Source organism: Paenibacillus aceris, from assembly GCF_017874035.1.
In the GTDB taxonomy this organism is placed as follows: domain Bacteria; phylum Bacillota; class Bacilli; order Paenibacillales; family NBRC-103111; genus Paenibacillus_E; species Paenibacillus_E aceris.
The window spans coordinates 64,294-81,513 of sequence record NZ_JAGGKV010000003.1 but is presented as its reverse complement, the minus strand read 5'-3'; the positions used below and the strand labels follow the sequence as shown (position 1 = coordinate 81,513).

Here is a 17,220-nt window from a genome sequence, read left to right as displayed (position 1 = left end):
GTGCTACTTTGCAATCTGGGAATAGCACCTTTTCTTTACCATCAGGGGTGAGAGAAAATGAATTACAACCTGCAAAAGAAGGTAACGATTGTTACATTATTATTCGTACCCATTTCGCTGCTCTTATTATTTCTTATTTATCCAACCATCGAGTTAGTTCGATACAGCTTTACGAATTGGGACGGCTACAGTCAAAATTTTAAATATATAGGTTTTGATAATTATTCAAGAATTATTTTTGATTTTCCAGAAGCTTGGCATGCTTTGAAAAATAACAGCCTTTATTTTATTATTCATGCATGTATGATTCCGGTTGAGCTCGTGGCTGCTGTACTGCTAAATCGCAAGCTGTTCGGTAGTTCGTTTTACCGGTTTACGGTTCTAATGCCTTACATTATTAACGGCATTGCTGTAGCGTATATGTTTACTTATATTTATAATCCGGTGAATGGACCGTTAAATGCATTTTTGAGTTTTGTGGGTCTTGATTCACTCATTACAGGGTGGATCAGTAATATTAATGTCGTTAATTACTCACTCGTAGCCGTATCGATTTGGCGCTTCTCAGGTGTGCATGTGATCCTTTTTATGGCAGGACTTCAATCTATACCCAATGATTTATACGAATCTGCGAAAATAGATGGGGCCAACTTTTGGCATCAACAACTATACATTACAATGCCTGGTATTCGACGAGTCATTGAAATTATTTTGTTCCTTAACGTCTCAGGAGCTATTCTTCAATATGATATACCGCTAGTGATAACCGGCGGCGGACCGGGGGTTGAAAGCAGCACATTTGGTCTGTTTGCATTAAGTACCGCATTTAGTAACAATAGTTATGGTCTTGCTTCTGCAATGGCGATCGTACTCTTGATTTTGGTTATTATTTTTTCCAAACTGCAGCAATGGCTGGTTAAAGATAGGAGTGAGCTGTAGATGCTGCGTATTCTGAACCGTTCTTTGTATTACATCTTATTTACATGCATAGCAATTGTTGTGTTCGCTCCAATTTTGCTCATTTTTTTTGGATCATTTAAAAATAATATGGAGATAGCATCAACATCTCCGTATTCGTTGCCAACGAATTTTTTGAATCTGGAGAATTATAAGATTGCGATAAACAAGGGCCATTTGCTAAGAGGCGTGCAAAACTCATTTTTACTTGTAGGCGTAAGTCTCATTGGCAACGCATTGCTTGGGACATCGACAGCTTATGTGTTGAATCGTTTTCAATTTGTTGGTAAGAAGATCATTGTTGCTTTATTTTTGTTTGCCATGATTATCCCTACGTATACGACTGAAATTGCACGATTTCAACTGATTCATAAGCTTGGAATCTATGATACGATATGGGCTCCAATTATTATTTATATAGGCACTGATATTCTGCAAATTTATATGTACATGCAGTTTTTAGAGAAAATTTCAGAACAACTGGATGAAAGTGCCATGTTAGACGGGGCTTCCTATTACCGTATATATAGATCCATCATTTTTCCGCTGCTGCTCCCTGTTACAGCTACGCTTGGCATTCTTAAGGGAGTAGCGATTATGAACGATATTTTCGTCCAACAGCTTTATATGCCATCGCAAAAGTTATTGACCATTGCTACGTCCTTAACAACTTATGTGGGTCAACGCAACTCAGATCTGGCTTCATTATGTGCGGCTATCACAATTGCATTGATACCAAGTATGCTCATCTATATCATTTTCTACAAGCAAATATTTAAGGGAATGATGGATGGTGCGGTTAAAGGGTAATTAGCAAGGTATGAAATCTTCTATTGGAGATGATGGATGCTTGTATAACGTTATGATTGTAGACGATGAGCCTCTTGTGAGATTGGCCATGCACCAAATGATTTTGTGGAAAGAACTTAATATGGAGATTGTAGCTGAAGCTGATGATGGAGTGGAGGCTTTGGCTATTTTGCAAGAGCGTAATGATATCGATATTTTGCTGGTTGATATTCAGATGCCTAAAGTGAACGGCATTGAACTGTTAAGTTCTATTCAATCTGTAGATACGATGAAGAAGCCAATTCCAATTATATTAAGCGCATACAATGATTTTAGTTATGTTCGTGAAGCCTTTTTGCTTGGCGCCTTTGATTATATTGTTAAAGTAGATATGGACGAGGAGCACATTCTGCCAATTCTGCAAAAAGCCGATCAAAAGTTAAAAAAGCTTGCTGCTTCGAATGATGTACAAATGATAGGTCCAATGGTGGAAGAAAAAGCTGACCCGGAAAACGTGATCGCCGGGCTTCTCACCTTAGATATCCAATCCCATGTTATGGAGTATTCCCGAATCGTTTCTGAAGTGAGCGATTGGCTGGGCGAGAGCAATCAAGTGGCCGTTGCGGTGTCGATTACAAGCTCTGCGGAGATGATTTTGAAGCAGGCGATTAAGCAGACGATTAAGCAAACGATTAAAACAGAGATGGACTCGGCGTCATTCAAGCATATCGTTTATTGTGAGGACGCGAACGACATATTCATCTTGTTAACGGTTCCACAGCTCAGAAGTAAAACGGCGATTCGTAAACGGATTCACACTACGCTCTTATTGATCAAAACCAGACTAGAGCAGTATATGAATGTCCGTGTAACAATGGGAATTAGCGATATCGTTGATGGGAAAAAGCATTGGCAAATGTTACTGAATCAGGCGCGAAGCCTAATTTCTTTGTGCTTTTTTGAAGGGTATGACAAGTTCTTTTACCCAGAGAGTGAAATCAAAACATGCATGGAAACTAGTGGTGATGTACGAACTACGCTTATAGCCATAGGCATTGAGATCGTACGTTTGCTTGAGCTGGAGAATGAACTGCTATGGGAGCTTGAATTTGACCAATATGTGAAGCTATTGAAAGAAAAGGTAAGATTTGAAGTTCATGAAACAAGGTTGATACTCATCGATTTCCTATGGGAACTTAGCTCATTCCTAAGTACCCAAGAAGTTCGATGGGGCGGCGTGTTTGACCATAGTAATCCCTTCGAAAAGTTAAAAGAGTTTCATACCCTTGAGGATACTTTACAATGGATCAAGCAGGTCTGTTCAGATATTTATCGTTTTATTCATGAGCTAAGCCAAAAAGCAAATTTGCCCTATAGTATCATTGAGATTGCAAAAGAGTTCATTCATCAGCATTATTGCGAGGAATTGAGTCTAAGCATGGTGAGCAAATGGGTTGGGGTCAGTGAAAATTATTTCAGCAGGCTATTTATGAAAAATGTCGGCGAGAGTTTCATTCAATATGTAACGAATTTGCGTATCGAAGAGTCTAAACGGTTGTTAAAAAAGGGATATAAAATCATTGATCTGTCTGAAAAGATCGGTTATATGAATTCGGAGCACTTCAGCCGAGTATTTAAGAAGGCTACAGGTGTAAGTCCGAGGGCTTATAGGGAGAGTCTTGGTTTAGGGGCGGCAATGAAAATTGATACTTGATAGCGGGAATTATTCACGGTTTATTCATGTCAAGAACCACAAAAATAGTACTTTTTCAAATATTTACAGTACTAAATTCAATGGTTGTACGCCAGATAAACCAATATGATAAAGGTGTAAAAAGGGGGGGAGCGCATGGTACATACACATACACATACACATGCACATGTAATTGACCACAAGGAGAAAATTATCGCATTCGGTAAACTGGAGATCGTCAAAGGTTTCTACGATGAAATGCGAAAAACTGATATTTTCTATTGGTACGGTCACGATGAAATGATGAAGTTTTTAGATATGGAGGTATGGCAAGAATACTCTGAATACCTGCGTGTAGACATTGACAATAAACTCGCCGGAAACAAGGAATTTGCTATGGCTAATCGCATACCCGAGATTAAATTGATCTTTGACACCGTAAATAGTCTGTATGCCCATCCAGAGGCAGGTCCAAAGCTGCGAAAAACTAGTATGAACGAGCTTTACGACAAAGGTCGAATATATTTGAGCGAGATCACCCTTCATGCCGATCGGTACTTTCGCTCCAATGAAAATCAGCCATTGATTTCTACTTTATTGCGTCAAAAATTCATTGAGAATTCTGATGCCAGTGTTGATCTTGGGTCGCCTAAGCTGCAGGACGATGCGCAGGGAGCGGGAACGAAGGCGCAAGTATCTTCGGTCAACGTGAGTATGACGTCACCTCCGGGAATGCCAGGCGACGTCAACTATGACAATAAAACAAGCATCGGTGATCTTGGGATCGGTGCAGCGAATTAAAAATAAAACATCTTCTATCTCGGATTGGGCCAACCAGCGATTGCTGACTGGCCTTTTTGTGAGTCGGGAATAATATATCGTACCGGATTTTGTTGAAAATGAGGGTTAATTCGTAGAAAATATCATTCCTTCGGGGTTAAAATTTGAATAGAATTATTTTGAAAGCGCTTTAAAATTTTGGCTTGTGCCTTTTTGCTGTATGTTATTCAGATGTTGAAGGGAGGTGACAATTACAATTTTTTCGCCATGCAGGAATAACAATTTGACAGGAGTGAATTAAAACAAATGATGAGAAAAAAGAAAATTGCGGTTTTACTTTCGCTAAGCTTGGTATTGCCCTTTGGCCAAACCTATTTTACAGTTCCTTCGGTTGCGGCAGCTGCCTCAAGTACTGAACGAGTAAGTGTATCCGATTCCGTTTATTCAAGCGTGGATCATGACTTGAATCTTTTGTATACCGATTTGCCAAGCTATCCGGATTATCAGAACGAGTCGACCATAACCGTATTTGGGGCGGACGCATTTGCGGTGGCTCTTGATCAGGGCAAATCTGCGCTTGTAGGCGCTTCGCGTTACGGGCAAGGGCGTGTCATTGCAGCGGGTGATTGGAGCTACTTTAATTTAACTGCAAGCTCGAATACGCTAGACGGAACAATAGCAAGAAACATGCTGCTTTGGCTGACCGAAGACAAGTCTCCGAATCCGGCAACAGGCACCACGAATCGTTATTCGAATGCACTTGTGGGCAATGAAAGACTCAAGCTGATCACGAAAAGTGATTTAACGCCTGGGAATGCGCTACCTATCGATCAAACCGTTGTCAGCAGTTGGACAAGTCAACCGCTGGACCCCCTCGTTTACCCTGTCGCGTGTGTCGATCCGAGATTCGTTAACTCTGCGGAAGCAGTTGCACTGGAGGCGTATGTTAAAAATGGCGGGAGCATCATTGTTAAATCAAAGGGCTGGGTCATGACATCCTATCCGCCGGATGACGTCCGTTCACAAGCGAAAGATCCGCAGCACGTCAAAGTAACCGATTATCCGGCTCAATGGTTGCTGAATCAAGCCGGTCTGGGCATTAACGACGATAGTATTACCATAAATGACCCTAATCCGAAGCCTTCTTTAGATCAAGTGAACAAGACCAAGCTTTCTTCACTGACCGATGCGCTGCAGCAAGTCGAGGGCAATGCCAAAACCTTTATGGATTATGCCGCAGCAGGTGAGAATTCGCCACAGGATGTGTGGGAAAGAATCAACTCAAGCGTTCTTAATGGCTGGAAATCCATTGTCCCCACTAGTAACTACCTGAGCGGAATAAAGAGCGAAAGCGATGCGGTTATGAGTGCGCTAACAATGCCGTTAGATCGTTTACAGAAGCCCTATACGAGCGCACTAGTTGAATACAGGTCATCTGTTGCAAGCTTGGATGATGCGGGTGTAAAGTTTGCCGGAGCAGACGTGTTTCCAGGCAAGGTAGAGAATTCGGTACCGAGGGTCGCCAAAACGATCGCTGTGAATATGGAATATGCAGACACTAGCTACTTACGAATGTCTGCTCCTCCCGGGCATTGGGTAAGCACCGGAACATATGCGCCTGCCGGCGGGGAAATTACCGTGGAGGTTCCTGCTGACGAACCAGATTTGGTTGTACAAATCGGGGCCCATACGGACGATCTGACATCTGACTGGGCTAAAATTACAAAGTGGGATCGTCTACCGGTTGTCGCTCTGAAGAAAAAGCTGAATCCCGGTCTCAATCGCATCAGCAGCCCTTACGGCGGCTTGGTGTACATCATCCCGTCGAAATCCAAACCTGGACGAACGGTGAACGTCAATATTGGCGGTGTCATCCAGGCTCCTTATTTTGTTCTCGGACAAACCAGCGAACAAGAGTGGAAGGACACCATTCGCAATAATCCCGCACCATGGGCGGAACTTCAAAGCAATCATATCGCGCTGACGGTGCCGTCGGAGGATATCCATTCGCTCGATAACCCGCAGCAGTTGATGGCGAAATGGGATGAGATTTATGGTTTATATGAAAATATGGCCGGATTGGCTCCAGATAAACCGCTGCCGAACAAAAGTTTAGATAATTGGCCGTTCCGTTATGTTGCCGACAAACAAATCACCAACGGTTGGATGCACGCTGGTTATCCCATCATGCTATATCAAGGCGATACTTCTAAAATGTTGGTAAACCTCGATGATATTCAGCATAACGGTTGGGGGTTCTGGCATGAGCTGGGCCATAACTTTCAGATGTATGCATGGACTTGGGGCAGCAATATCGAGGTAACCAACAATCTTCATTCCCTGCATGTCCAAGAGTATTACGGAAATGAGTTACGTTTGAAAGATGTATTCCCGCAGGCTGCTCAATTTGTGGCAAACACAGACTCGAGCAAAGATTTCGAAAACATCGACGATGTGTTTATGAGATTAGTGATGTTCGCTCAGTTGAAATATGCTTACGGTTGGGACTTCTATGCGAAGCTGCATACGGCGTATAGAGAAATGAACGAAACCAGTTTGCCTGCCAACTTACAGCAGCAGAAAGATCAGTTCGTACTCACGGCTTCCCGCATGGCGGGGGAGAATTTGCTGGAATTTTTTGATCGCTGGGGATTTAAATATTCGTCCAATGCGCGTGACGCCGTCGCTGCTCTTGGGCTGCCTAAGCCAACGAATCCAATCTGGCATTTAACGGCGGATATCGGCAAATCGCAAACCGTTCCACACTTCCAAATGAGCGCGACGGCAACGAGCGAAGAGTTGGCAAACGAAAATAACAGAGCCTCCAACGTACTCGATGGAGATCCATCTACCATTTGGCATACAAAGTGGGATAAATCCAATCCGCTGCCACAATCGATCACGTTGAATCTTGGCGGCACCTACAATGTGTCAAATCTGACATATTTGCCAAGACAGGCTGGCGGCGTGAACGGCATCATAACGGCTTATAATGTTTATGTGAGTAACGATGGAACGAATTTTACAAAAGTAGCTACCGGCAATTGGGCCAACGATGCGACGGAGAAAAATGCTACTTTCCCGGTAACGTCGGCCTCATATGTGAAGCTGGAGGCAACAGCCGGTATTGGCGGTTATGCATCCGCAGCAGAAATCAACGTGAACTACATGCTGCCGGTCGTCATTCCACAAAAGCAACTGACAGCGACCGCCAGTAGCCAGGAAACGACAAATCAGAATAACAGCGCTTCGAATGTATTGGATGGGAATTCTTCGACAATCTGGCATACGAAATGGGATTCATCCAATCCGTTGCCGCAGTCAATTACGCTGAATTTGGGTGGAAGCTATCAAGTCAGCCAGCTGAATTATTTGCCGAGACAAGACGGCAATTGGAATGGCATCATTACAGGCTACAATATTTATACAAGCACAGATGGTGTAAACTTCACGAAAGCAGCGACGGGGACCTGGGTCCAATCTTCAACGCTGAAGAGTGCAACATTTATGCCGGTAACAGCAACGCATGTGAAGCTGGAGGCCATTCAGGGAGTAAATAATTATGCATCAGCAGCCGAAATTAACGTATTCGGCATTCCTGTCACTACTGCAGCACCTTAATAACTAAATGATTCAGGAACGAATGGCGATGCTAGGTGCATGGTGCGATGATTGTTGCATTGTGCACCTAGCTTTGTTTTGAGAAATCATAAAGAAGAAGTAGGATTATTCAGTATTAAAATATCATATGAAGGTGTAAAAAGATCATGTGAATGCGCTTGCAAGTCGGATACAATAGGTTGGTGGTAAAAATGTATCAAAGCTAAATCGCAAGGAAAGGGTGAAGACAAATGGTAAACGGTAAAAAACGAAAACATTTGGGACAACTTTCTATGGCTACTCTAGCACTGCAGATGTTTCTTTCATGCTCAACTGTACAGTCAATATCTGCGATGGAGAGTTTCAGCACAACTACGGATAGTTCGTCTATAACAAGGGATACTTCAGTAGAGGAGGGCGTTTACGGTGCAGCGCCACTGTCAGCGACAGACCTGCAATCCGAATTCATTGCTTCGAATCTAATGCGTGTTGAGGTAGACAAAAATTTCCCAAGTGTCATTCAATATCAATATGGTAACGCAGTAATGTACGGTCAAGAGGATCGTATATCGCAGGTCAAAATTAACGGAATCAGCTATACGCCTAATGTAACGTTTAGCAACATGGGTTCTAAAGCATCCTATACCTTAACCTTTCCAACGATAGACGTCACGATGACCATCGTTCTGGAAGTCGCTCAGAATACGTTGAATTTTAACGTTACAGGCATTACTGAGACTGGTGCGACCAAAGTCAAAACCTTTGAAATACCGAATCATAATTTGCTTTCTGTCAGAAGCACGCAAAGCGGAGCGACATTTGCCGGTTCACGGATGTATACGGCCGTTGCGGGAACAGGCGATACAGTTAGAGATGTAACCGGAACCCCTCAAGCGGATGCATCTCCACAAAATTATTTGTACACTTTCCTTAATACGAGTGAGCTTGCGGGAGGCATCTGGACGAATGCGATTTCAGATTATACGACAGATACGGATAATGAAAGGCTTCATAAACAGACGGTAAACAAAGCTGGCTATGCCCTTACCGGCATTTGGAGCGGGTCCTGGCTATACCGGCCAGAAGGTATGAACGAAGCTGAACCGCTGCCAAGCGCCAAGGTTGTCATTACGGGAGATGCGAATAAGGACAGCGCCATAGATTGGCAAGACGCAGCTATTGCATATCGCAGCATCATGGAGACGCCTCAAGGCAGTGATCGGATTCCCGATCTTGTCGTTCAGCGGATTCCATTTAACTTTGCCAGCCAAGCAACGAACCCTTTCCTCAAAACGTTGGACGAAACGAAACGAATCTACTTGAATACGGACGGATTAGGTCAGTTTATAGAGCTCAAGGGGTATCAACAGGAAGGCCATGACTCTGCACATCCGGATTACGGCAATAATATCGGAATTCGTCAAGGCGGAGCGACAGATATGAACACGCTTGTCAATGTAGGTCACCAATATGGCGGATATTTCGGGGTGCATATTAATGCGACCGAAGCTTACCCTGAAGCGAAATATTTTAGCGATACGCTGGTAGATCCCAATAAACCAGGCTGGGATTGGCTGGATGCATCCTTCCTCTATAATAAGGCTCAAATGCGTAGCGAAGCTTCGACCGCAGCCAGGTTTAACCGATTGCAAGAATTGAAAACAGCAGTACCGAACCTTGATTTTATTTATGCGGATACTTGGTTTGAGAATGGCTGGAACGGCGCGAGGCTAGCACGGGAAATGAAACAATTGGGTTGGGCGGCTGCTACGGAATTCCCTACTGTGATGGAGAAAGACGCGATCTGGTACCACTGGGCTACTGAATACAACTATGGCGGGACAACGGTTAAAGGATTTAACAGCCAAATCGCCCGTTTTATCCACAATCATCAAAAGGATACATGGATCGTCCGCAATCCGCTGCTAGGCGGAACGGAACTGGAGGCATACGAAGGCTGGGTAGGCAAGGTCAACTATGACAATATGATCAAGATGACGTTTGCAACGAACTTGCCGACGAAATATATGCAGCACTTCCCGATTACCAAATGGACGGGCAACACGGTCAATTTTGAAAACAATGTAAGCGTTAGCAATGCTGGCGGGACAAGAGTGATGACAAAGGATGGCATCACGATCTTGAATGGTGGAGCCTACCTCCTTCCATGGAATCCGAAAACAGAAGAAAAGCTGTACCACTGGAATGCAAACGGCGGTAATACGAGCTGGACGCTTCCGTTAAGCTGGTCGGGTCTCACGACAGTGAAGCTTTACAAGCTGACGGATCAGGGGAAAGAATGGGTGCAGGATTTGACGGTGTCAAACAATCAAATTACGATTAACGCAGTCGCGAATACCCCTTATGTGGTCTACAAAGGTGACGCGCCAGCAGCTCCTGACTTGAATTACGGAGAAGGCTCATTGGTCAAAGATTCGGGCTTCAATAGCGGGGGGCTTGCTGCGTGGACGGTAACGGGCGATACGGCGTCTGCCGCTGTTCAGAGAAACAGTCGCGGACAATATGAGCTGAAGATGGCAAGCGGAGGAGAAGTGAGCGTCAGCCAGAAGCTGACAGGACTCTCGCAAGGAACTTACTCCGCATATGTCAATGTGGAAGTAGAAGGCACTCGTCGTGCTGTAATCGGGGTCAAGGATTATGGCGGAGACGAAGTAACCAACTATACGGGCAGCTCGTTTGCTTCCAATTATATTGCGGCGGATGCCAAGAATGGTACCAATATGCAGCGGATGCGCGTACTGTTCGATGTCCCGGCGGGGCAAACGACAGCGACGCTTTATCTAAAAGGTCAGGCAGGTACAACAAACATTACTTTCGATGACGTTCATCTTCTGAAGATAGAGCGGGCGGCGAATCCAACAAACGCGTATTTCGCTGAAGATTTTGAACATGTGGATGCAGGCTGGTATCCGTTTGTCAAAGCGGAAGCGGGCGGGATCAATGATCCGCGTACGCATCTTTCCGAATTGCATGCCCCTTATACGCAAAAAGGGTGGAATGGCAGTCCGATCGACCATACGATTAGCGGGAATTGGTCATTAGTATCGCATAAGGAAAATAGAGGCCTTGTTTACAAAACGTTGCCTCAAACATTACGATTCACTCCAGGAACAACATATACGGTAAGTTTCAAATACGAAAGCGGTTCGACGGACTATGCGTTCGTTGTTGGTGATGGCGTGACAACAGCGTCGACGACTACGTTTCATGCAGCTACCTCTCCTGAAACATTCAAGTACGCATTTGTCGCGTCATCTTCAGGAAATTCATGGATTGGGTTGAAGAAGAAGACGGGGAATGATACCGATTTTGTCATGGATGACTTGGTCGTCAGCGTTGGAGGAGATGTAAGCCAAAATCCACCGCCGGATTCCGGTCTGGTCGTCGATCCGAACCAAATTCCCCAGTCGCAGATGACGGCAACGGCAACAAGCGAGGAATTGGAAAATGAAGCGAACGGGGCATCCAACGTGCTCGACGGAGATCCAGATACGATTTGGCATACGAAGTGGGATAAGTCTGATCCGCTGCCGCAATCGATTACATTGAATCTTGGAGGTACTTACGATGTGAATAAAATCAAGGTCCTCCCTAGACAAGGTGGGGGAAGTAACGGTATCATCACGGCCTACAATGTCTATGCGAGTACGGATGGTGTCCAGTACACCAAAGTCTCAAGTGGAACTTGGGCCAAAGACGCCACGGAGAAAACAGCGGAGTTCCCGGTGACGAGAGCGTCCTTTATTAAACTTGAAGCAACTGCCGGGTATAATGGTTGGGCATCTGCAGCTGAAATTAATGTCTATCGCATGATTGAGGTGCCTGTAACCGGCGTGCAGTTAGATAAACCGCAAGTCTCGCTGAAAGAAGGCCAAACGGCAGAGCTGGTAGCAACAGTGCTTCCTGAGAACGCAACAAATAAAAATGTCACTTGGGCGAGCAGTGACAATACCGTCGCGAAAGTGGAAGTGAAAGACGGCAAAACAGTAGTAACCGCTTTAAAAGCGGGAGCGGCGGATATTACGGTCACCACGGTAGGCAGCAATTTCACAGCGGTAAGCCATATTACAGTACAAAAAGGCGACAGTACGCAGAACGCTCTAACGACGCTATCTGCAGCCGGTACCGTTACGGCAGGCGGGGAATTCCCTGTACAGCTGGGTCTGAGCAGTGTCACGCAAAGCGTATATGCACTAGATATTAAGTTGGACTACGATTCAAACGTGTTTGACTTTGTCTCGGCCCGCGCCGTGAAAGATGGCGTTCTGCTTGTAGATACGGTGAAGGACACGCTGGGCAAGCTTCGGTTTATTCTCGCAAGCTTAGGTAAGGCTGTGACAGGAGACAGCGGGATCCTGGAACTAAAGTTCAAAGCCAAGGCTGTAACGCAGCCGGCAACGGGAACGATTGCTGTAACCGACGCAGCGCTGGGCGATGCACAGGGAGCGGAAACGAAGGCACAAGCTTCTACGGTGGGCGTTATCATAGCAACACAGCCTCCGGGAATGCCAGGCGACGTCACCCATGACAATAAAATTAGCATCGGTGACCTTGGCATCGTTGCAGCGAATTACGGCAAAACATCTTCCAGCCCAGATTGGGAGCAAGTCAAGCAAGCAGACGTAACCGGCGATGGCAAAATCGATATTGAAGATCTTGCGTTTGTAGCCAAAAAAATAATGGAGTAAGTCAATGAATGAGGAGGGGCTTTCTGCTGCCATGGAAATGGCGAAAGGATGGCCCTTCTTACTTGCAGGGCTTCCGAAGGCGAAAACGACATCTCATCTATTGGGAGAATTTCGCTCTCAGTTGTTTGAGGCTGCAAGGTGGATCGGTTGTAAGATTGATTAAAGGAGAGGATTAGATTGATCAGAAAATTTTCGGTTATGTTAGCTTTATGTATGTCTATTCAAGCAGTTGGGAGTATCAATACAACAATATCAACATTTACAACTCCTATTACGTCTGCAGCATCTCAGTCACAATCCCTAGAGTCCTCTGTGATGAGAGTGACCATTGATGACAAATTCCCTAGAGTGCTGCAATATGAATGGCTAGCTAATAATGCTGTCATGTATGGTCAAGAAGATGAATTAAATCAAGTCGTGATCAATGGTACAAGCTATACACCGACTGTAACGTTTAGTAAGACGGGTTCGAAGGCGTCCTACGCATTATCGCTTCCGACAATCAACGTAACGGTGAATATTGATCTGGAAGTGGTCGAAAACGTATTAAATTATAATGTAACCGATATCACGGAGAGTGGTACGACCAAAGTTAGCACATTTGAGATTCCGAATCTTAATCTGCTTTCCATTCGAAGTACGCAAACAGGAGCTGCATTTTCAGGTACAAGGATGCACACGAATATATCCGGAAGCGGAGATACGTTCATGAATGTAACCGGCACTCCTGCAGTTGATAGTTCTCCTAATAATTATTTGTACTCCATCTTGAATACAAACCAACTGGCGGGAGCCCTCTGGACGAATGCGATTTCAGATTATTCATCGGATAAGGATAATGAAAGACTTCGCAAACAAACGGTAGATAAAACCGGCTATTACCGCACCGGTGTCTGGAGCGCGCCATGGGTATACAGACCGGAAGGCATGAGCACAACCGAACCGCTGCCAAGCGAGAAAGTTGTCATTACGCCGGATGTAAACGGAGATGGCGGCGTTGATTGGCAAGACGGGGCCGTTGCGTTCCGCAGCATTATGAATATTCCCTTTGGCAGTGAGAAAGTTCCCGATCTGGTTGTTCAACGTATCCCATTTAATTTCGCCAGCCAGGCTACGAATCCATTCTTGAAGACATTGGATGAAACGAAGAGAATTTATCTGGAAACAGATGGATTGCAGCAGTTTATTGAGTTGAAAGGATATCAACAAGAAGGCCATGATTCCGCGCATGCGGATTACGGCAATAATATCGGCATACGACAAGGCGGAGATGCGGATATCAATACCCTTGTGAATGAAGGCCATAAATATGGTGGTTATTTCGGGGTGCACATTAGCGCCACAGGCGCAAATCCACAAGCCAAGTATTTTAGCGAGAACCTGGTGGACCCGAATAAACCTGGATGGGATTGGCTTGATTTATCGTTTGACTATAACAAAGAGCAAATGCGCAACGAAGCTGCGACAGGGGCCAGATTAAGCCGCTTGCGGGAATTGAAGGATCATGTTCCGAATCTTGACTTCATTTATGCGGATGCCTGGCTTGAAAATGGCTGGAACGGCCGGGAACTTGCTCGGGAATTTAAATCACTTGGATGGACAACTGCTACAGAATACCAATATGTGCTAGAAGATGATGCAGTTTGGGCTCATCAGAATGTTGAGTACGACTATAGCAGTGCCTCTCATAAGGGATTTAACAGTCAAATTGCCCGATTTATCCGCAATCATCAGAAGGATACCTGGATCGCGCGCCATCCGCTGCTTGGGGGTACAGAGCTCGAAGCATTCGAAGGTTGGCAAGGAAGAGTTCAATATGACGATATGATCAAGAAGACGTTTGCGACGAATCTACCGACGAAGTATATGCAGCATTTCCCTATTCTAAAGTGGACCAATGACACCATCGATTTTACAAATCATGTAGGCGTTAGCAACGCTACCGGTACGAGAGTCATAAAGAAGGACGGCATTACGGTCTTAAATGGCGCATCTTACCTGCTTCCTTGGAGTCCGACAACGGAAGATAAACTATATCACTGGAATGCAGGCGGAGGCACCACGACCTGGACACTTCCGTTAAGCTGGTCAGGGCTTAATACAGTCAAGCTTTACAAGCTGACGGATCAAGGCAAACAGTTTATTCAGGATTTGTCGGTGGCTGGCAGTCAGGTGACCATCAATGCTCTTGCAAATACGCCTTATGTAATTTACAAAGGAGCCGCTTCGGCAACGCCGGATGTGAATTGGGGAGAAGGAACGCCATTAAAAGATCCGGGCTTCAATAGCGGCGGACTCTCATCCTGGATGGTAACCGGCGATACACAGGTTGCATCCGTTCAGCGAAATACACGCGGACAATATGAGCTGAAAATCGCAAGCGGCGAATCTGTGAGCGTCAGCCAGCAGCTTACAGGACTTTCGCCGGGGACTTATTCAGCTTATGTCTATGTACAAGTGGACGGTACGCGCCGTGCTCGAATCGGGGTCAAAGATTACGGCGGTGCCGAGGTGAGTAATTATACGGATAGCTCGTTTGCCCTTAATGAAATTGGCGGAGATTCTAAAAATAATACCAAAATGCAGAGAATGCGCGTACTTTTTAATGTCCCGACTGGACAAACGACAGCGATTCTGTATCTGCAAGGTGAACCAGGCACCGCCGCCATTACTTTCGATGATGTTCATCTTATGAAAGTACAACGTGCGGCAAACCCGACAGGGGCTTATTTCGCAGAAGATTTTGAACACGTGGATGCAGGCTGGTATCCGTTTGTGAAGGGTAATGCGGGAGGAACAACCGCCGATCCTAGAACCTCTTTGGCCAATTTGCATGCTCCTTATACACAAAAGGGCTGGAACGGCAACCCGATCGACCATACGATTAACGGGAATTGGTCATTAGTATCGCATAAGGAAAATAAAGGCCTAGTTTACAGAACATTGCCTCAAACATTACGCTTCGCTCCGGGAACGACATATACGGTAAGTTTCAAATACGAAAGCGGTTCGACGGACTATGCGTTCGTTGTTGGCGATGGCGTGACAACAGCATCGACGACTACGTTTCATGCAGCTACCTCTCCTGAAACATTCAAGTACGCATTTGTCGCGTCATCTTCAGGAAATTCATGGATTGGGTTGAGGAAGAAGACGGGGAATGGTACCGATTTTGTCATGGATGATTTGGTCGTCAGCGTTGGAGGAGATGTAAGCCAAAATCCACCGCCGGATTCCGGTCTGGTCGTCGATCCGAACCAAATTCCGCAGTCGCAGATGACGGCAACGGCAACAAGCGAGGAATTGGAAAATGAAGCGAACGGGGCATCCAACGTGCTCGACGGAGATCCAGATACGATTTGGCATACGAAGTGGGATAAGTCTGATCCGCTGCCGCAATCGATTACATTGAATCTTGGAGGTACTTACGATGTGAATAAAATCAAGGTTCTCCCAAGACAAGGCGGGGGAAGTAACGGTATCATCACGGCCTACAATGTCTATGCGAGTACGGATGGCGTCCAGTACACCAAAGTCTCAAGTGGAACTTGGGCTATGGGGAGCGAGGAGAAAACAGCGGAGTTCCCGGTGACGAGAGCATCTTTTATTAAACTGGAAGCAACTGCCGGGTATAATGGATGGGCATCTGCAGCTGAAATTAATGTCTATCGCATGATTGAGGTGCCTGTAACCGGCGTACAGTTAGATAGACCGCAAGTCTCGCTGAAAGAAGGCCAAACGGCGGAGCTGGTAGCAACAGTGCTCCCTGAGAACGCAACAAATAGAAATGTCACTTGGGCGAGCAGTGACAATACCGTCGCGAAAGTGGAAGTGAAAGACGGCAAAACAGTAGTAACCGCTTTGAAAGCGGGAGCGGCGGACATTACGGTCACCACGGTAAGCGGCAATTTCACAACGGTAAGTCATATTACAGTACAAAAAGGCGACAGCATGCAGAACGCTCTAACGACGCTATCTGCAGCCGGTACCGTTACGGCAGGCGGGGAATTCCCTGTGCAGCTGGGTCTGAGCAGTGTCACGCAAAGCGTATATGCACTAGATATTAAGTTGGATTACGATTCAAACGTGTTTGACTTTGTCTCGGCCCGCGCCGTGAAAGATGGCGTTCTGCTTGTAGATACGGTGAAGGACACGCTGGGCAAGCTTCGGTTTATTCTCGCAAGCCTAGGCAAGGCAGTGACAGGCGATGCCGGGATTCTGGAACTGAAGTTCAAAGCCAAAGCTTTGACGCAGCCGGCGACGGGAACGATTGCTGTAACCGACGCAGCGCTGGGCGATGCGCAGGGAGCGGAAACGAAGGCACAAGCTTCTACGGTGGGCGTGAGCATTGCAACACAGCCTCCGGGAATGCCAGGCGACGTCACCCATGACAATAAAATTAGCATCGGTGACCTTGGCATCGTTGCAGCGAATTACGGCAAAACATCTTCCAGCCCGGATTGGGAGCAAATCAAGCAAGCAGACGTAACCGGCGATGGCAAAATCGATATTGACGATCTTGCGTTTGTAGCCAAAAAAATAATGGAGTAAGTCAATGAATGAGGAGGGGCTATCTGCTGCCATGGAAATGGCGAAGGGATGGCCCTTCCTACTAATTACAGGAAATATTATGAAATTTGTAGAAAATATCAGGAAATTCGTATAAAATATCATGTTCTAAGAGCCGGAAAC

7 protein-coding genes are annotated in these 17,220 nt (G+C 45.6%); all 7 read left to right on the top strand.

Translation table 11 applies throughout. The features are described from left to right. Positions 1 to 57: 57 nt before the first annotated feature. The gene (locus J2Z65_RS07165) at positions 58 to 939 is read left to right on the top strand and encodes a carbohydrate ABC transporter permease (protein WP_167061580.1); all 882 of its coding nucleotides are present in this window, start codon (positions 58 to 60) and stop codon (positions 937 to 939) included. After that, a complete protein-coding gene (locus J2Z65_RS07160) occupies positions 940 to 1,767 on the top strand; it encodes a carbohydrate ABC transporter permease (RefSeq protein WP_167061577.1) in 828 nt (275 codons plus the stop codon). 10 nt (positions 1,768 to 1,777) lie between these two features. Continuing rightward, entirely contained in the window at positions 1,778 to 3,460 is a 1,683-nt protein-coding gene (locus J2Z65_RS07155) for a response regulator (protein ID WP_209855807.1), read from the top strand. A gap of 135 nt (positions 3,461 to 3,595) precedes the next feature. Continuing rightward, the gene (locus J2Z65_RS07150; RefSeq protein WP_167061569.1) at positions 3,596 to 4,240 is read left to right on the top strand and encodes a hypothetical protein; all 645 of its coding nucleotides are present in this window, start codon (positions 3,596 to 3,598) and stop codon (positions 4,238 to 4,240) included. Between the two features lie 285 nt (positions 4,241 to 4,525). Beyond that, positions 4,526 to 7,840: a M60 family metallopeptidase gene (locus tag J2Z65_RS07145; protein ID WP_167061566.1), complete on the top strand. Its 3,315-nt coding sequence runs from the start codon at positions 4,526 to 4,528 to the stop codon at positions 7,838 to 7,840. A gap of 230 nt (positions 7,841 to 8,070) precedes the next feature. Then, the gene (locus J2Z65_RS07140) at positions 8,071 to 12,528 is read left to right on the top strand and encodes an endo-alpha-N-acetylgalactosaminidase family protein (protein ID WP_209855803.1); all 4,458 of its coding nucleotides are present in this window, start codon (positions 8,071 to 8,073) and stop codon (positions 12,526 to 12,528) included. A gap of 177 nt (positions 12,529 to 12,705) precedes the next feature. After that, the gene (locus J2Z65_RS07135; protein WP_244999141.1) at positions 12,706 to 17,079 is read left to right on the top strand and encodes an endo-alpha-N-acetylgalactosaminidase family protein; all 4,374 of its coding nucleotides are present in this window, start codon (positions 12,706 to 12,708) and stop codon (positions 17,077 to 17,079) included. The last annotated feature ends 141 nt before the right edge of the window (positions 17,080 to 17,220 follow it).